Source organism: Legionella worsleiensis (genome assembly GCF_001467535.1).
GTDB classification, from domain to species: domain Bacteria; phylum Pseudomonadota; class Gammaproteobacteria; order Legionellales; family Legionellaceae; genus Legionella; species Legionella worsleiensis.
Window position 1 is genome coordinate 24,919 of sequence record NZ_LNZC01000022.1, and the last position, 17,031, is coordinate 41,949.

Sequence of the window (17,031 nt, forward strand, 5' to 3'; positions counted from 1 at the left end):
TACCGTACCGTACGCCCCCCTCATCCCCAACCCTTCTCCCCCCTAGGGGAGAAGGGAGTAATTTGAGTGGAAATTGTTTTTTATGATTATTACTTTGCTTTGTCATCATCCATCAGTTTTCATACTCCCTTCTCCCTTGAGGGAGAAGGGTTGGGGATGAGGGTGGGGTATGCACGTGACTCAAGTCTTTTAGACAGTGAATTGGGCTGTGGTTTCTGTGGCTAAAAATTTCCGGTTTTTTTGTGACCACGTGATGTATCCGATAACTGCCAAACCAGTATAAATCAGCATTAAAGCACTGTGGAACGGTAATTGTTTGTGTAAATACATCACCGCATACAGCAGATCAGTTATAAACCATACAATCCAGGTTGCCATGATTTTATGGCACATGAACCACTGGGCTAAGAGGCTCAATGATGTCGTTGCCGCATCAAGGACTGCAACCGTAGAGTGGGTCAGGGTATGTAATAAATAATAAATCAGGGCGAATAGTGCTGCCGAAGCAATCATCAAATACGTTCCCTGAATTCGATTCAACCTACCCAGCGGCTTTTGTTTAGGCTGATTCTTAGTTGATTCGCTTTTATGCCAGAGTGACCAGCCATAGCACATACTTAAGAAGTAACAGACTTCCAGTACCATGTCAGCATAAATTCCCTTATGCCAATAGAGCCATCCGTTTAACACTGTTGCCAGTATGCCCAAGGGCCAGGCTTTAGTGCTAAGGCGAATAAAAAAAAGAGTTGATACCAGAGATGCCAAAGCACCAAGTAAATCCAGAAACATAAAAAGAACCATGATAACTGTTGATACGCATGCTGATTGATTTATAACACAAGTTGCTTGAGATTAATACGTCGCACTACACGTTATGACATTCTGTATTAAGCCTGATAATGGGAAATTTGGTCAGGATCTGCTAATCTTAAATCAGATAAGGAATTTTTAAGGAGAACATGATGTACAAAAGGGTATTATTTGCCACAGATTTTGATGAAGTTGGAGTCAGGGCTGCTGAAAAAGCGAAGAAAATTGCAGATGAAAATGGCGCTGATTTAATTCTGGTTCACGTTGTTGAGCCTATTCCTGCTTATGCCTATCCCGGATTTGCCGGATTTGCAGAAGTCGAGTTGTCCATTCGTGAGCAAGCTGAAAAACAACTTGATGATTTGTGTGACAAATTAGGCGTTGATGCAAAACACCGGTTTATTGAATTTGGCTCTACTAAAAATGAAATACTACGGGTAGCCAAAGAACATAAAATCGATTTAATCGTTACTGGAAGCCATGGCAAACACGGTTTGTCCTTATTGTTAGGCTCCACAGCAAACGCCATTTTGCATGGTGCTGAATGCGATGTCTTGATTGTACGGCCTAAAATCAATCATTGATAACAGGTTGATTTTGTTCACTCCTTTACTTAATTTTGCTTTCTTTAAAAAATGTCCAAGCAGTTTGGCATTTTTTAAAGAGGCAACTCTGTCTTTTGCTTTGATAACTCTTCTTGCTGCAAATAGTGTCTGATAACTCTGATACAGGTTATTTAAAAGCGAAATTTTATGAATACTCTATTTCTCAACAGACAATAAAACCAGTATAATAGGGTACTTTGATTCGTCTGATTAAACTGATTAATGAACTTGTTGCGTGGTGTTCAACATCTTGCTGCTATTGAAAAGGGCGTGGTTGCTACTATAGGTAATTTTGATGGCATACATTTAGGCCACCAAAACCTGCTTAAGATCCTTAATGATAAAGCGCATAGCATGAACCTTCCCCTGATGGTGATTCTGTTTGAACCTCAGCCTCGGGAGTATTTTCAAAAAGAGGCTGCGCCAGCCCGTTTATCCAGTTTAAGAGAAAAACTGGATATGCTGAAATCTTGCAGTGTAGACTATGTCTATTGCATTAAATTTGATCGGACAATGGCAGAAACGAATGCGGTTGATTTCGCCAACGATCTCCTTTTTAAGGCATTGAAAGTAAAATATCTCCTGGTTGGTGAGGATTTTCGTTTTGGGACGAACCGAACCGGCGATGTCGATTTGCTAAAAACTTTAGGCGCACACTATTCCTGTCAGGTAGATACTTGCCCTGACTTTTTAATTGAAAATAACAAGGTCAGTTCAACAAAAATCAGAACGGCACTTCAGCGGGGCGATTTAAATTGGGCTGCTCGATTATTAGGACGAACCTACAGTTTATGCGGTCGGGTGATAAAGGGTGATGGTCGAGGAAGGCAGTGGGGGATACCTACGGCTAACTTGAACTTGAATAGGCTTGCGCTTCCTTTGGTTGGTGTTTATGTGGTTCAGGTTCGTATAGGCACAAAATATCACGCAGGAGTAGCCAATATTGGAAAGCGTCCTACAGTTGATGGAACCAAAAATGTATTGGAAATACATTTATTGAATTTTAATGATTCTATTTATGGAGAGTTGGTGCAGGTGTTTTTCTTGCACCGATTGCGTGATGAGGTTAAATTCACATCAGTGGATGCTTTGATTACACAGATTCATCATGATATTGCGGCGGCAAAAGCATTTTTAAACCTGAATGAGCAGTAGTTTCTTGGGCTGCACATTAAACCGTCAAAACTTAACGATTTCGCAGAGTAGGCATCAATGACAGAATATAAAGATACTTTAAATCTTCCCAATACTTCATTTCCAATGAAAGCAAGCTTGGCTACCCGGGAGCCACAAATGCTGGAACAATGGCATGCCAAAAAAGTATACGAACACATACGTCAAAGCCGAAAAGGCAGTAAAAAATTTATATTGCATGATGGCCCTCCTTACGCCAATGGACATCTGCACTGCGGTCATGCTCTGAATAAAATTCTAAAAGACATCATCATTAAATCAAAAACCTTTAGTGGCTACGATGCTCCTTTTGTTCCCGGATGGGATTGTCACGGATTACCTATTGAACTGAATGTAGAGAAGAAAGTAGGGAAGGCGGGAGTCAAAATTTCGCCAAGAGAGTTTCGTGTCAAATGCCGTGAGTATGCTGCCAGTCAAATTGACATTCAGCGCGATGAATTTCAACGGCTTGGAATATTGGGTGATTGGTATAATCCCTACGTGACTATGGATTTTCGCTATGAGGCTAATATCGTCAGATCGCTGGGGTTGATGATCAAAAACGGTCATTTGCAACAGGGCTTTAAACCCGTACACTGGTGTATCGATTGCGGCTCCGCCCTTGCCGAAGCAGAAGTAGAGTATGAGGATAAAACATCACCTTCCATAGATGTTGCCTTTGTTGCGGTTAATCCTGCCGATTTTATTAAGCCATTTCAAAGTGCATTAGAGGAAAAACTGGTCATTCTTCCTATCTGGACTACTACGCCATGGACTTTGCCGGCAAATGAAGCCGTTTGTTTGCATCCTGAAATTGACTACGCCTTAGTTGATTCGCCCGAGGCGTACTATATTATCGCAACGGATTTGGTTGAGTCGGCAATGACTCGTTATGGTGTTGATACCTATACTATACGTGGCTCTGTAAAAGGCGGACTTTTTGAGTTGCTGCAATTAAAACATCCTTTTAATAACCGCACTGTACCGGTAGTTCTTGGCGAACATGTCACTACTGAGTCAGGAACAGGTTGTGTTCATACGGCACCAGCACATGGACCCGACGATTATTTAGTGGGTAAGTCATATGACCTGCCTTTAATCAATCCAGTAAAATCCAATGGCTGTTTTGCTGATGATGTTCCTTTTTTTGCGGGTATTTCTGTATTAAAAGTGAATGATGCAGTTTTAGATAAATTGTCTGAAAATAATGTACTATTAGCCAAAGAAAGCTTAAGACACAGCTATCCTCATTGTTGGCGGCATAAATCTCCCATGATTTTTTTGGCTACTCCTCAATGGTTTATCTCTATGGATAAATCCAGTTTAAGACAGGGGATAATCAACGAAATTGATAAAGTAAACTGGGTTCCTGATTGGGGTAAGGCTCGCATCACCAATATGGTAGAAAACAGACCCGACTGGTGTATTTCAAGGCAAAGAGCCTGGGGTACTCCCATGCCGCTGTTTGTCCACAACACCACCCGAGAGCTTCATCCTGATACTTTGGCGCTTTTGGAAAAAGTAGCGTTAATGATAGAGCAATCCGGGATAGATGCCTGGTTTGAATTGGATGCAGCAGAGTTGCTTGGCGATGATGCACAACATTACGATAAAGTTAACGATACCATGGATGTCTGGCTGGATTCAGGGGTATCACATTACAGCGTTTTGAAGCAAAACAAAGAATTGGATTTTCCAGCAGATGTTTATTTTGAAGGCTCAGATCAGCACAGGGGCTGGTTTAACTCGTCATTAACTACATCAGTGGCTATGAGTGGAAAGGCACCCTACAAGACGGTATTGACGCATGGCTATACGGTAGATGCGGAAGGTAAAAAATTATCCAAATCCAAGGGAAATTATGTTGCTCTGGATAAGCTCATTAATCAACATGGCGCAGACATACTCCGCTTATGGGTCGCTTCTACCGATTATCGCAATGAAGTCAGTATTTCAGATGAAATCATAAAGCGTAATGCTGATGCTTACCGAAGAATTCGTAACACGGGACGCTTTTTATTAGCTAATCTCTTTGACTTTAATCCTGAAACGGATTGCGTGGATGTTAAGGATTTATTAGAACTGGATCAATGGGCTTTAAAGCGTTGTCAGCTTTTGCAAGATGAAATTGTAGCCGCTTATGAGGCATATCAGTTTCATGTAATCTATCAGAAAATTCATAATTTCTGCGCTATAGATATGGGCAGTTTTTATCTGGATTTAATTAAAGATCGCCAATACACCAACGCAAAGGAAAGCAAAGCACGGCGTTCTTGCCAAACAGCGATGTATCATATTGTAAAAGCGTTTACTCTATGGCTTGCTCCTGTATTGTCATTCACTGCTGAAGAGTTGTGGCAATCCATCCCGGGTTATCAGGGCAATTCTGTTTTCATTGAGCGTTGGTATGATGCATGGCCTTTAATTGAGGCTGTGAATATGGATGATTGGCACCAATTGCATCAGATACGTGATGAAGTAAATAAAGCGCTGGAAGAAACTCGTCAAAAAGGAGAGATAGGCTCTGCTTTGGCTGCCGAGGTGAACTTGTATGCCGATGCTAAGGTAGTACCCAAACTTAGCCGTCTGGGAGAAGAGTTACGATTTTTATTAATGACATCGGATGCTGCTATTTTGCCTATGAGTGCTGCTCCTGCTGGAGTCCAGGGTACAGAATTAGGAGTCGCTATTGTGGTGAAGGCCAGTTCTCATGAAAAATGTGCTCGTTGTTGGCACAGGAGGCCGGATGTGGGGCATAATGAAGAACATCCTGAGTTGTGCTTACGCTGCGTGGGGAATATTAGTGGCCAAGAGGAAAAGAGGCTTTTCATATGAAAAAATGGCATTGGTTTTTACTCAGCATAGTAGTCATTATTTGCGATCAAGCAAGCAAACACTGGATTGGTGCTGTATTAACGCCTTATAAACCAATGCCTGTTATGCCCATGTTAAATTTTACGCTGGCTTATAATACTGGTGCCGCATTTAGTTTTTTAAGTGGTGCAGGTGATTGGCATCGTTGGTTTTTTGCTGGATTCAGCTCTTTGGTTAGTATTATCTTAATCATTTGGTTATGGCGGACTCCAGGAAATGCACGTTTGCAATCTGCCGGAATTAGCCTCATATTAGGCGGTGCTGTAGGTAATCTTTTTGATAGAGGACTGCATGGTTATGTTGTTGATTTTATTGATGTTTACTTTAAGTACCATCATTTTGCAACCTTCAATATTGCCGACAGCGCCATCTGTATAGGCGCCGCACTTTTGGTTCTTGATTTGTTGATACACAGAGAATAAAGCTTTTCAGAGGCACCTTGCCCTGGTAAGATGCCTTTTAAACCAAAACTCCGGAAGACAGGGAAACGAGCTGTTTTTTATCGGGGTTATGAATACCCACTGCAGTAACTGCCGGTAAATTAAGAAAATGCTCTGCTTCTTCCCACTCTATTTCTGCTGGAAATAAAAGAAGACTGGGCAGGCTTTTATTCAATAAAGTACAAAACGCCAAGCTGGCTGGAAAGGGGCGCACTCGGTTAAAACCTAAGTGTAATGCTGCCATGGCTTCGGAAACAGTAGCTACTCCCGGTAAATAATCCATAGAATAAACATGAGCTGTTTGAGCTATAGCTGGTAAAAAACCTGGGCTTGAGGCAAAGTGAACGCCGGCATTATAACAGTCTTCCAATTGTTGCGTGTTGATTATGCCACAAGCGCCTATTTTTATTGAAGGGTTTCGTTTAATCAACTCAGATAACAGCTGTGAGTCTGTAGAATTGATTTCTACGGTCGTAAAACCGGCTTCTTTGATTTGATCTACTCGTTCAAATAATAAATTATCGACATCAAGTGATACAATAACGGGTTGGTTAACCATCAACTTATCGATATTCATGTTAATTTCCGCATGGCTCTATCATTTTTCAATGTTAGAAGACTTAATCTGGCTTGGCAAGCTAAATATTTAGGGTCTGTTGACAATTCACCACCGCTTCCGTGCCGTTGGTCTAAACATTGCAAACTCGTTTTATATTGAGCGTTAGAACCGTTATATTATGAGTTTGCTCCTATTAATCAATCTATTAGAACGTTCTTATTTTAATTTGACCATCTACTGGATGCCATGGACAAGCCACGGCACGTTGGCGGCGGTGTATTGTCAACAGACCCTAAAAAAAGTCTAAATAAAGCTGGCAGGGTTTTTCTTTTTTACTGTCTATGGAGTATTTAGGGAAGGGCGCAGCGCTTAAATTCGGGTATGAACTAGGGTTCAGTCTTTTTACTGTCTATGGAGTATGTAGGATAGGGCGCAGAGTGATGAGGCGGAGAACAAAAACCAAACCCGTATCGGTAATATACCGAGTACGGGTTTATGGGCTTATTATTATCCAAATGGCTTTGTTTTAAAAGGAGTTGGAGCAGGTCTTGTCGGTTCTGCTGTAGTTTTATTTTCCGCTTGTTGTCTCAGCTCAGGCTCACTTTTGATTGCAGTCACCGCTTCTTTCGTTGCATCAACACCAAATCGTTCCATATTTCTTAGCATGGACTGCATGGTTTGGAATGGGATATTTCCAGTTCTTGGCATATTGACGAACATACTTTGCAAGTAGGCCATAGCTGCGATTTTATTGGCTCCAGGTGCTTGATTGGCCAGATTAAACAGGTCGTCGCGGGTTAATTGAGTTGCTTGTTTCAATTCATCAAGACGTTTTTTAAATAAATCTACAGGATTGGCCTGTGCTGTTTTTTTTGCCGGAGCAACGCTTGCTGATTTGGGTTTGGGAGAAGGGGTCGGCATTGGTGACAGTGACAGTTTTACTTCAGTATTTATTGATTGGTTGCTTTGATTGTCTTGGTTGAGCAAGGTGCCACGAAGCGCTGTAAGTTGTGTTACTTCATTAGTAATCATCATTTTCAAATACTGGTTTTCCTGTTTTAGCGCAATCGTTTCCTGAACCTTTATGCTGTGCAGGTTAAGTTCGAGCACTTTATTATGCTGCACGACTTTTTTGACGGACATGGCTTGGGGGTCTTGTTTAAGTGCTTCGTATCCTTTGCGAGCGTTGGCTTTTGCATGAGGATCTGCTTTGATTTGATCCCAATCATCTGATGACTTGATGAGATAAAGCATGCCGTCTGCGTCTTTGACAATTTTTTGTGAGATATTTAAGGTCAATTCAGCATCTTTGACAGAGGTAACTGCCTCCCCATCGGCATTTACAAAGAATTTCTTATTGCGAAGAACATCGATCATGTCGTGATAGCCTGCCGCCTGGGCGTTAAGTCCAGTCAAAACATGCAACAAGATTCGTGCTTCATCGTCTTTTCCTGTTTGAAGCAGTTCATTTACTTCATCTACGTAAGCATCCATCTGTTGTTTTAGTTCAAGAATTCTTTTTTCTATATCACTCAAGCTGTGATGTGAACCTAGAAAATTTTCAAAGGCGAGGATGTTGTCTTCGTATGTGCTGTATTTAACAGTAAGATGCGCTTCTTCGAGGTTTAATCGTTCCATTTGTTTATCAAGATCGGAGCCTTTAGTATCCAGAGTATTTAATACTTTGGCGTAATCGGAAATAGCATTGTCTATTTGCTGGATTGAGTGAACAACAGCTGTTTGTTGTTTTGGTGCTCCGGTTGATTGAGCTCTTTCAATGGCTTTCTCGTTTTGTTGCAGTACTAAGTCTTTTATTTTATCTGCAGCGTGTGCTTTTTTTTCCAGATACCAAAGGAACATAAGGGCTTTTAATCTGCTCATCAACAGTCTTTTTTCTTGCTGATCGAATTGTTGTTTATTCTCTATTGCTTTTTCCTTTGCTAACTCAGCTTGAATTTCTGTAATGAGTGCTTCTCCAGCGGGAGAGCGTAGAAATAATTTGACGTCGTTGGGTGTTTTTAAACCAAAACGACTCAGCATAACTGTGGGTCTGTAATCTTCATCTGATTTATGGTCTGAAGTTTTAGCAGCTGCTTTGGCGTCTTTGGCATAAACGGAATCAACCCAGGCTTCCAGGGTTACAAGATGAGTATCGGCAGCAGGCTCTGTGGCAAGTTTACTCTGGGCACTGTTATGCTCATTTTGCCCCAGATTCTTTTTTGCAAGCTGAGCTGCGTTGAATGGATTCACATTACTCATTTGGATGATCCTTTTTCGATCTGATTAAGTTTATTATACACAAATATGGTTAAATAAACACCAGTTATTTGCCGTATATGCGTGTAAATTAGCTGTTAGCGACCACTATGACCTGGGCAATCAAAGAGTGTGAGGGTAACTTATGGCGCTTTGGCTAATATTAGGTACAACTTTAAAATTTTGCAAATGAATGAACAGATTAAATGACGCTAATTTTTAGACCAGCCAAATAAAAGGAAAATAAAGGCAAGAAGAGATATAATGCAGCAATACCCGTATCTTCGTCCTGAAAAACTGGATGTTTTCCAGTCTGACTGATAAAATGACTTAAAAATAAACAGGAACCAATTTGAATGGCTAGTTACTGCGGATATATTGCTTTGGTCGGTAGACCAAATGTGGGCAAATCAACGTTGCTTAATCGCATCTTGCAACAAAAACTAAGTATTACCTCTAAAAAACCTCAAACAACCCGTCACAGCATTTTAGGCATTCGTTCTGAGGGGGAGCATCAATTTGTTTATGTTGATACGCCTGGAATTCATCAGAGCAACAAAAAAGCAATGAATCGTCTGATGAATAAAACCGCCATCAGCGTGTTGCGTGATGTTGATGTGATTGCTTTTCTGGTCGACGGAACCCATTGGCAAGAGGAAGATGAATACGTGCTTGGCTTGATTAAACAAGCTCAGGTTCCATGTATTCTTGTGATCAACAAAGTAGACAAAATAGTCGAAAAAGATCAGCTGCTTCCCTGGATAGAAGAGATGAGCAAGCGTCATGAATTTGCTGCCATCATTCCTGTCTCAGCCAAGACAGGAGTTCAGGTTGAAGAGCTTGAGACTCGCCTTGTTCCATTTTTACCTGAGGGGCCTCATTTATTCCCTGATGATCAATTCACCGACAGGCCAATTAAATTTTTATGTGCTGAGTTATTACGGGAAAAAATATTTCGTTTGTGCGGTCAGGAAATCCCTTATGCCGTTTCTGTTGAAATTGAGTCTTTCAAGGATGAGGGAAATCTGGTGCGTATTCATGCGTTAATTTGGGTTGAAAAAGACAACCATAAGCGGATGGTGATTGGCGATAAAGGTCAAAAAATGAAGGAAATGGCAACCAGCGCTCGCCTGGATATGGAGAAAATGCTGGGGAAAAAAGTATTTTTACAATGCTGGTGTAAAGTCAAGTCCGGTTGGGCTGATGATGAGCGTATGTTAAAGCAATTGGGTTATGACAACTAAATCCTTGCAAGCATGGGTTATTCATAAACAATGGTCTGGAGATACCAGTGCCAGAGTGCATTTTTTTTCTCGAGAATTAGGCCTCGTTCATTCCTTGTGTAAAGGGGCCCGAACACTTAAAAAATTACCTTTATTGCAACCCTTTACTCCTTTATGGGTAAGTGTTGATGAACGACACGACCGTTATTACACGCAAAGCATGGAATCTGTTTCTCCTATGTTGCCTCTCGAAGGCCATGCTCTTTTTTCCGGTTTGTATGTGAACGAGTTACTTTATCACGTTTTGCGCCCTCTATACCCGGACCCAAACTTATTTGATGCGTATTTGACGACTTTAAATGGATTGGCTATGGCGGCTGATCGCATGACTATTGAATCGATTTTGCGTCGTTTTGAATGGGCTTTGTTAGATTCCTGCGGCCATTCTTTTTCATGGATCCATGAAGCTCGAACGGGTAGTTTGGTGCGTCCTGAATGTCAGTATCAGTTTATTGCAGGTGAGGGGTTTGTTGTGTCTGCACAAGGGATTCCTGGCGAACATATTCTTGCTCTGGCAGAGGATAATCTCAACGATGCGTCTTGTCTTAAATCAGCCAAGCGAGTGATGCGCCTCGCAATAGATCATCTTTTAGGTGGGCGAGAGATTAAGGCCAGAGCTTTATACAGTTGCAGTACCCCCTAAGTCAGGTCATCCTAATGGCAGTTTAGCAGGAAGTCTATTATACTTCGTATTTTAAGTTCTTGTGGTGCAAAATGAATAAAGAGTTGTTGTTAGGCGTTAATATAGATCATATAGCCACGCTGCGTCAGGCGCGTGGTACACGCTATCCTGATCCCGTTCAAGCTGCTATGGATGCAGAGGAAGCAGGGGCAGACGGTATTACCTTGCACATGCGCGAAGATTTACGACACATTCAGGCACGTGATGTTCGTTTGATTAAACAGGTATTACAAACCCGGATGAACCTTGAATTAGCCGTGACAGAAGCTATGCTTGATTTTGCAGAAGAAATTTTACCTGAGCATACTTGTTTAGTTCCAGAAAAACGTGAAGAATTAACTACAGAGGGAGGGCTTGATGTCCTGACCCATCAAAAGGCTGTTGAGCAAGCGGTGCGTCGTTTGGAACGAATTGGGAGTGAGGTATCCTTGTTTATTGACCCAGACAAGGAACAAATTAAAGCAGCCGCTGATATTGGTGCCCCGGTTATTGAATTGCATACCGGTTGTTATGCCGATGCGACCAATCCCGAACAACAAAACAGGGAACTGGTGCGTATTCAAAGTGCTGCGGAATATGCGTCCAGCCTTAATCTTATTGTTAATGCAGGGCATGGGCTTCATTATCATAACGTAAAACCTGTTGCGGCAATAAAAGAATTACATGAACTTAACATAGGCCATGCCATTGTTTCCCGAGCCCTGTTTTGCGGACTTAAAGAAGCAGTGCGTCATATGCGCCAACTAATGCAAGAAGCGAGACTTTATGTCCATGACTGATGATGTGATTGTGATTCGAATTACCGGGGACTCTGGTGACGGAGTACAACTGGTTGGTGAGCAGTTGACCATTAGCGCAGCGCTTACTGGGCGTGATGTTCGTACTCTTCCTGATTTTCCAGCAGAAATTAGAGCTCCAGCCGGAACTGTTGCCGGAGTTTCGGGTTTTCAGCTTGCTATGGCCGAAAGCGCTATTTTCACCGCAGGTGAATCGCTGGATGTGTTAGTTGCTTTAAATCCTGCTGCCTTGAAAAATTCGCTGCAACATTTGAATCAGGGCGGTTTATTAATTATTAACGAAGACAGTTATACCGATAAAGACTGGCAAAAAGCTGGATTGGATAAAAGTTTTCTCGATAACTGTGCCGAACACTATCAGGTGGTGTCTTTTCCTTTGATTACCCAGACATTGCAAGCGGTAGAATCTTTGGAGTTGACTAAGCCGCAAGCGACTAAAACCAAAAATTTTTATATTTTGGGTTTGGTTTTGTGGCTTTTTGATTTGCCGACTGCAACCTGTCAGGCCTTTATAAATAAAAAATTTAAAGCAAAACCAGAAGTTGCCAAAGCCAATGAGCTTGCTTTGCTGGCAGGGTATAATTACGCTCTGACTTTAGAGTTATCCCGTCGTGAATACATGTTGGGGGGCGCTAACCGACAAGCAGGCGAATACCGTCAGATTACTGGTGTAGAAGCAGTAGGGTTGTCATTGGCTACTCTTGCAACCCATACCAAGACGCCTATGCTGGTTTCTGGATACCCCATTACCCCTGCCTCGGCAATTTTGCACGAGTGTGCACGACTTTCTGATTATGGCGTGCAACTCATTCAGGCTGAAGATGAAATTGCGTCTTTGTGTTGTTGTATTGGTGCTGCATATGGTGGGAGGCTTGCCCTAAGCTGTACTTCAGGCCCAGGTCTTGATCTGAAAAGCGAAAGTTTGGGGTTGGCTGTAGTCGCTGAGTTACCTTTGGTTTTAGTAGACGTGCAAAGAGCAGGTGCATCAACAGGTTTACCAACGAAAACCAGCCAAAGTGATTTACGTCAGGCCTTATACGGCAGACACGGCGAAGCACCCTTGCCAGTGCTGGCAGCTCAATCACCATCCGATTGTTTTTACACGGTGCTGGAAGCATTTAATATCGCAATCAAATACATGACCCCGGTAATTGTTTTACTGGATGCGTATCTTGCTAACGCCGCCGAACCGTGGGAAATTCCGACAGTTGAATCCTTAAAGATTCCCACTATTGAATACAACCGTTTTACCAAACCTTTTCAGCGAGATGAATCCTTGAGTCGAAGCTGGAATATTCCCGGAACCCCTGGTTTTATCCATCAATTAGGTGGTTTGGAAAAACAGGGCGATGAGGGACGAGTCAGTTATGATGCAGAAAATCATCAAAAAATGGTGAATTTGCGCATGAACAAAATCAACGGTATTGCACACAGCTATGAGAAAATTCGTGTTGAAGGAGATGCCTCTGCTTCGGTATTGATCATTGGATGGGGCAGTACTTATGGCAGTATAAAATCAGCAGTGACCCTATGCTGTGAACAAGGCTTGCCGGTTGCCTACATCCATTTACGTCATCTCAATCCCTTACCTGATGATTTGGCAGGCTTAATCAAATCCTTCGATAAAGTCATTGTTGCCGAGTTGAATTCAGGGCAGTTATGTCAGATCTTGAGAGCAACTTATCTAGTCGATGCCCAATCTATTAGTCAGTGTAATGGTCAGCCATTTAGCGTCACTTATCTTGTTAATGCCATCCAAGCGGAAGCCAATTATGAACAACAATTATAAGCGTGAAGACTTTACTAATGCGAATGAAGTTCGTTGGTGTCCCGGGTGTGGGGATTATGCCATTTTAGCGGCTTTGCAAAAGGTTCTGCCGGAATTGGGACTGGCACCAGAGCAACATGTGTTTGTTTCAGGAATAGGCTGCGCTGGTCGTTTGCCTTACTACATGAATACTTACGGTTTTCATACCATTCATGGGAGAGCAACTGCTGTTGCAACCGGATTAAAAACCATGCGGGATGATTTAACCGTCTGGATTATTACTGGAGATGGTGATGCTTTGAGCATAGGGGGTAATCACCTCATCCATATTTTAAGACGTAATGTTAATGTTAATATTTTGCTGTTTAACAACCAGGTTTATGGCCTGACCAAAGGGCAGTTTTCACCTACATCCCAAAAAGGGCAAGTCACTAAAACATCACCTCAGGGAGTAACCAATGAACCGGTTAATCCGCTGATGATTGCTCTGGCTTCAGGAGCCAGTTTTGTAGCTCGTGCCGTGGATAAAGATCCGGCTCATCTGAGTTCCATATTGAAAAAAGCTTACGAACATCAGGGATGTTCTTTTGTTGAGATTTATCAGGATTGTAATATTTTTAATCATGGTGCCTTTGATGACTTTGCGGTAAAAAGTAATCGTGCAGAGCATACCGTTTTATTGGAAGAAGATAAGCCTCTGATTTTTGGTGCTCAAAAAGAACATGCCTTGAATGTATGTGATGGACTCTTTGAACGTGTCGGTTCTGATATGGGTAGTTTATATACTCATAATTCAGCGAATTTAATTGATGCGATGCGTCTGGCTCGTTTGACCTTTCCCGATTATCCAGTGCCTTTAGGCGTGTATTATCAAAAGCCTCGGGAGTTGTTCACTCTACCTCAAGACATTAAAAAAACGGTTAATGACTTACCTGCTCTGTACAGGGCTAAAGCCAGCTGGCAACACAGTTAAGCGTTGGTGTTAGGGGAGAGTAAATATCGCATTGGACAGCACGATTAAGTGCAACCCAATGCGAGTATATTTAGGGTCTGTAACGTTCAGCTCGGTCATATGGACAGGCGTACTCAACCATGAGGGATGCTTTTACTTGCTCTGTTGAGAAAAACCAGAACTCCTCAACCGAAAAATCCTGCTCAGTTCTTTTGTTGAATTCGTTAGTGACAAATTTTCGAACATCTTCTGGTAATTCGTTGAATGGTTTTAATAACAAGCCAAGGGCTTGATTCAGATTGAGCTTCGCAGGAGAAAAGAAGCCACTGCTTGAGCTAAAAACACTTTGTGATGCAGTGCTTTCAGGTAGTTTGGGCAGTATCTCCAGAGCGGGCTTAGATCTGCTGAATAAGTCAGCAAACACGCTGAAATAACGTAACTCACTAAAATCTGTCTTGGAAGTAAGTGCATGGTATTGCACGAACATTGCGCTCAGTCCGTTTTCCTGAAATACTCAGTTGGCTCGTCTTAATAATGCTGCATCAAATAATCTATCATTAGCCACAATATACAAAGCCATTAATCTAAAGGCAAAGTCATTCGGAATGGACTCTGAGGATGATATCAGATAAGTCCCTAAACTTTTTTGTTGTAAGTAGTCAAGATTTTGGTAGAGCATATCAGTTTTGGTGAATTGCGCTGCTATCTCGTCTGGGTTTAAATGATCCAGGGTAATTTTCGCTGCAACCGCATATTTTAGAAGATAATGTTCTTGCGGTATCGCACTTAGGGCATTTGTATACAAAAATGCTGTTCGCTGGTCTGTTACCGTAACTTGAGAAGATGCGACACTGGTTGACTCTGATCTCCAGCTTAACATTACCGGCTTATCTGCTTCGCTCATAGCAGCCATTTTAAAACCTTGTTTTGCCAAAAATTCCATTTGTTGTTGTGCGCAACGGTGAAATTCCATGACAGATGGGACTGGCTCACTTGAGGATGCTGATGATGAGGCTCCGGATGATGAAGCTCCTGATGAGGCAGCATCAATTCTGTGCTCAACAGTTGTTCTTGGCGATGTAGTTGGGCGAACTGAAGTGCAAGACGAGGCTGAGCTGCTCGGTGTATGTTGTTGCCTTAGCGTTAGCGTTGAGAGGGCTAATTGTTCGACCAGATAAGAGTATAATCGTGGTACTGATTCGTTATATCTAATCTCTAAATCATCAGGCAGATTTTTTTTGAATGCTTCAGTTATTAATAACGATGCTACTTTATTTTCTTTGCTGCGTTCAGTGAATTCGGTAAGAAAAGAGTGAATGTTTTGTTTCAGCAGATATTCGTCTTCTGTTAATGATGGCGGATACATTTCGCATAAAAATTGCGATAGGATCAAGCTGTCGTTTTTAATGTTGGTTGATAGCGAGGATTGATTCAATTCGTTTAACGCATAGCGAAGAGTTTTAATCTGCATCATTTCCAGTAATGCGACATTATTCAAATTCATTCTATCCAGATAGGCTCTGTAAAATAAAGCAGTCAAATGATTGACCTCATCAGGTGTTCTCTCTGTGATGCCTGCTCCAGTTCGCAGGTTAATTGTTCCCAGGATGATTCCTACCATGTTAGCTGCACTATGAATACCACAGCTCCACTCTTCGGTTCCGTCATTTTGTTGAATGGTTGTTACCGCCGGAGCAATTATGGTGTAATCAGCAAGAATTTTATTGTCTACTGCTCTTTTTATCAGATGGTATGCCTCACCATTGTACCGATACAGTGAGTCTATGAAAAAACACTGTTTGTTGCTTGTGTCCATGACAACTGCAACAGAGTGATGTCCTTTGTTTACAGGTAATGAAAAAATAACATAGCGTTTATCAGCGGGAATGGTCGGGATTAACTCTGCAAGCTGTTCGGATAGATCAAAATAAACACCTCGACTTTGAGGGGCTACTTTTATAACGTGTACGTTTTTAACGCCATTAGCCTCCAACACTTGTAAGGCGCTAAATGCAACCATTTGGTTATCAAAATCAGTATAAGATTGTTTAAAATCAATCATTAAACTGTCTTTTTCTTCGTGCGGTAAATTATCATATGGAGGGTAATTCATCAGTATCTCCTACCTGTGTGGATAGTCTATTTTTTTTAGAGGAACAATGAGTTAAATTTACAATTAAATTAAAGCTAATTTTTGATTATTACTTTACCACTTCTTACTTAAGGTATTATTAATTCTGCTCTTTTGATAGCAGTTTTGTAGCCTGTATTAGACAAAGTCGTAATACAGGGTGTCCAATCTGGGGGCGTTTTTTAATGTCAGGATGATGTCGAGGTGATTCATCTGGTGTGTCTTTTTTTTTTTGCGACTTGATGAGATAGGGAATTTGACTACCTGTATTACGACTTCGTCTAATACAGGCTACGCCTAAATGAGTCACAAATCCGTTGATGTAGCCTGTAATAGACGAAGTCGTATTACAGGGTGTTTAATCTGGGAATGTTTTTTCATTGCTGGGGGTTGTCGAGGTGATTCATCTGGTGCGTCTGTTTTTTTTTGCGACTTGATGAGATAGGGAATTTGACTACCTGTATTACGACTTCGTCTAATACAGGCTACATATGCTAAATGAGTCACAAATCCGTTGATGTAGCCTGTAATAGACGAAGTCGTATTACAGGGTGTTTAATCTGGGAATGTTTTTTCATGGCTGGGGGTTGTCGAGGTGATTCATTTGGTGCGTCTGTTTTTTTTTTGCGACTTGATGAGATAGGGAATTTGACTACCTGTATTACGACTTCGTCTAATACAGGCTACATATGCTAAATGAG

The 17,031-nt window shown here is 41.7% G+C and carries 16 protein-coding genes; 9 read left to right on the forward strand and 7 right to left on the reverse strand.

Annotation, left to right across the window (positions count from 1 at the left end; all coding sequences use genetic code 11):
- Positions 1-189 precede the first annotated feature (189 nt).
- On the reverse strand, positions 190-789 hold the full coding sequence (gene pnuC, locus Lwor_RS08785; RefSeq protein WP_058493518.1) for a nicotinamide riboside transporter PnuC: 600 nt from the start codon (positions 787-789) through the stop codon (positions 190-192).
- Between the two features lie 173 nt (positions 790-962).
- On the opposite strand from pnuC, the gene Lwor_RS08790 reads away from it, so the two are divergent.
- The 4 genes from Lwor_RS08790 to lspA all read left to right on the forward strand — a co-directional run bounded on the left by Lwor_RS08790 (position 963) and on the right by lspA (position 5,884).
- Complete coding sequence (locus Lwor_RS08790; RefSeq protein WP_058493519.1) at positions 963-1,394, forward strand: universal stress protein; 432 nt, start codon at positions 963-965, stop codon at positions 1,392-1,394.
- Between the two features lie 243 nt (positions 1,395-1,637).
- Positions 1,638-2,570: a bifunctional riboflavin kinase/FAD synthetase gene (ribF, locus tag Lwor_RS08795; protein WP_058493520.1), complete on the forward strand. Its 933-nt coding sequence runs from the start codon at positions 1,638-1,640 to the stop codon at positions 2,568-2,570.
- Between the two features lie 57 nt (positions 2,571-2,627).
- Positions 2,628-5,423, forward strand: a complete 2,796-nt coding sequence (ileS, locus tag Lwor_RS08800; protein ID WP_058493521.1) for an isoleucine--tRNA ligase — start codon at positions 2,628-2,630, stop codon at positions 5,421-5,423.
- Complete coding sequence (gene lspA / locus Lwor_RS08805; protein WP_058493522.1) at positions 5,420-5,884, forward strand: signal peptidase II; 465 nt, start codon at positions 5,420-5,422, stop codon at positions 5,882-5,884. The genes ileS and lspA overlap by 4 nt, the downstream gene beginning before the upstream one ends.
- Before the next feature lie 37 nt (positions 5,885-5,921).
- On the opposite strand, the gene Lwor_RS08810 is transcribed toward lspA, so the two are convergent.
- Both Lwor_RS08810 and Lwor_RS08815 read right to left on the reverse strand, forming a co-directional pair.
- On the reverse strand, positions 5,922-6,479 hold the full coding sequence (locus Lwor_RS08810) for a bifunctional 4-hydroxy-2-oxoglutarate aldolase/2-dehydro-3-deoxy-phosphogluconate aldolase (protein WP_058493523.1): 558 nt from the start codon (positions 6,477-6,479) through the stop codon (positions 5,922-5,924).
- A 489-nt stretch (positions 6,480-6,968) separates the two neighbouring features.
- Positions 6,969-8,720, reverse strand: a complete 1,752-nt coding sequence (locus Lwor_RS08815; protein ID WP_058493524.1) for a hypothetical protein — start codon at positions 8,718-8,720, stop codon at positions 6,969-6,971.
- Positions 8,721-9,073: 353 nt separating this feature from the next.
- Here Lwor_RS08815 and era point away from each other — a divergent pair, with 353 nt between their 5' ends.
- The 5 genes from era (at position 9,074) to Lwor_RS08840 (ending at position 14,220) form a co-directional block, all read left to right on the forward strand.
- Positions 9,074-9,961, forward strand: coding sequence for a GTPase Era (era, locus tag Lwor_RS08820; protein ID WP_058493525.1), 888 nt, complete (start codon positions 9,074-9,076; stop codon positions 9,959-9,961).
- Positions 9,951-10,643 carry a DNA repair protein RecO gene (gene recO / locus Lwor_RS08825; protein WP_058493526.1) on the forward strand — a complete coding sequence of 231 codons (693 nt, stop codon included), beginning with the start codon at positions 9,951-9,953 and terminating at the stop codon, positions 10,641-10,643. Before era ends, recO begins: the two co-directional genes overlap by 11 nt.
- Positions 10,644-10,714: 71 nt before the next feature.
- Positions 10,715-11,461 (forward strand): pyridoxine 5'-phosphate synthase, encoded by a 747-nt coding sequence (pdxJ, locus tag Lwor_RS08830; protein ID WP_058493527.1) that lies wholly within the window; start codon positions 10,715-10,717, stop codon positions 11,459-11,461.
- Positions 11,454-13,268, forward strand: coding sequence for a 2-oxoacid:acceptor oxidoreductase subunit alpha (locus Lwor_RS08835; protein ID WP_058493667.1), 1,815 nt, complete (start codon positions 11,454-11,456; stop codon positions 13,266-13,268). The genes pdxJ and Lwor_RS08835 overlap by 8 nt, the downstream gene beginning before the upstream one ends.
- Positions 13,252-14,220, forward strand: a complete 969-nt coding sequence (locus tag Lwor_RS08840; RefSeq protein ID WP_058493528.1) for a 2-oxoacid:ferredoxin oxidoreductase subunit beta — start codon at positions 13,252-13,254, stop codon at positions 14,218-14,220. Before Lwor_RS08835 ends, Lwor_RS08840 begins: the two co-directional genes overlap by 17 nt.
- A gap of 70 nt (positions 14,221-14,290) precedes the next feature.
- Here Lwor_RS08840 and Lwor_RS08845 read toward each other — a convergent pair whose 3' ends face one another.
- From Lwor_RS08845 to Lwor_RS13770, 4 genes are all read right to left on the reverse strand, one after another.
- Complete coding sequence (locus tag Lwor_RS08845; protein WP_058493529.1) at positions 14,291-14,686, reverse strand: hypothetical protein; 396 nt, start codon at positions 14,684-14,686, stop codon at positions 14,291-14,293.
- Positions 14,687-14,713: 27 nt separating this feature from the next.
- Positions 14,714-16,312 (reverse strand): hypothetical protein, encoded by a 1,599-nt coding sequence (locus tag Lwor_RS08850; protein WP_058493530.1) that lies wholly within the window; start codon positions 16,310-16,312, stop codon positions 14,714-14,716.
- A gap of 118 nt (positions 16,313-16,430) precedes the next feature.
- Positions 16,431-16,640 carry a hypothetical protein gene (locus tag Lwor_RS13765; protein ID WP_147279873.1) on the reverse strand — a complete coding sequence of 70 codons (210 nt, stop codon included), beginning with the start codon at positions 16,638-16,640 and terminating at the stop codon, positions 16,431-16,433.
- Positions 16,637-16,837 carry a hypothetical protein gene (locus tag Lwor_RS13770; RefSeq protein ID WP_147279874.1) on the reverse strand — a complete coding sequence of 67 codons (201 nt, stop codon included), beginning with the start codon at positions 16,835-16,837 and terminating at the stop codon, positions 16,637-16,639. Before Lwor_RS13770 ends, Lwor_RS13765 begins: the two co-directional genes overlap by 4 nt.
- Between the last annotated feature and the right edge of the window lie 194 nt (positions 16,838-17,031).

Excerpts from the sequence above, each read along its gene's own strand:
- pnuC (WP_058493518.1), bottom strand. The coding sequence starts at position 789 with ATGTTTCTGGATTTACTTGGTGCTTTGGCATCTCTGGTATCAACTCTT.
- Lwor_RS08790 (WP_058493519.1), top strand. The coding sequence starts at position 963 with ATGTACAAAAGGGTATTATTTGCCACAGATTTTGATGAAGTTGGAGTC.
- ribF (WP_058493520.1), top strand. The coding sequence starts at position 1,638 with ATGAACTTGTTGCGTGGTGTTCAACATCTTGCTGCTATTGAAAAGGGC.
- ileS (WP_058493521.1), top strand. The coding sequence starts at position 2,628 with ATGACAGAATATAAAGATACTTTAAATCTTCCCAATACTTCATTTCCA.
- lspA (WP_058493522.1), top strand. The coding sequence starts at position 5,420 with ATGAAAAAATGGCATTGGTTTTTACTCAGCATAGTAGTCATTATTTGC.
- Lwor_RS08810 (WP_058493523.1), bottom strand. The coding sequence starts at position 6,479 with ATGAATATCGATAAGTTGATGGTTAACCAACCCGTTATTGTATCACTT.
- Lwor_RS08815 (WP_058493524.1), bottom strand. The coding sequence starts at position 8,720 with ATGAGTAATGTGAATCCATTCAACGCAGCTCAGCTTGCAAAAAAGAAT.
- era (WP_058493525.1), top strand. The coding sequence starts at position 9,074 with ATGGCTAGTTACTGCGGATATATTGCTTTGGTCGGTAGACCAAATGTG.
- recO (WP_058493526.1), top strand. The coding sequence starts at position 9,951 with ATGACAACTAAATCCTTGCAAGCATGGGTTATTCATAAACAATGGTCT.
- pdxJ (WP_058493527.1), top strand. The coding sequence starts at position 10,715 with ATGAATAAAGAGTTGTTGTTAGGCGTTAATATAGATCATATAGCCACG.
- Lwor_RS08835 (WP_058493667.1), top strand. The coding sequence starts at position 11,454 with ATGACTGATGATGTGATTGTGATTCGAATTACCGGGGACTCTGGTGAC.
- Lwor_RS08840 (WP_058493528.1), top strand. The coding sequence starts at position 13,252 with ATGAACAACAATTATAAGCGTGAAGACTTTACTAATGCGAATGAAGTT.
- Lwor_RS08845 (WP_058493529.1), bottom strand. The coding sequence starts at position 14,686 with ATGTTCGTGCAATACCATGCACTTACTTCCAAGACAGATTTTAGTGAG.
- Lwor_RS08850 (WP_058493530.1), bottom strand. The coding sequence starts at position 16,312 with ATGAATTACCCTCCATATGATAATTTACCGCACGAAGAAAAAGACAGT.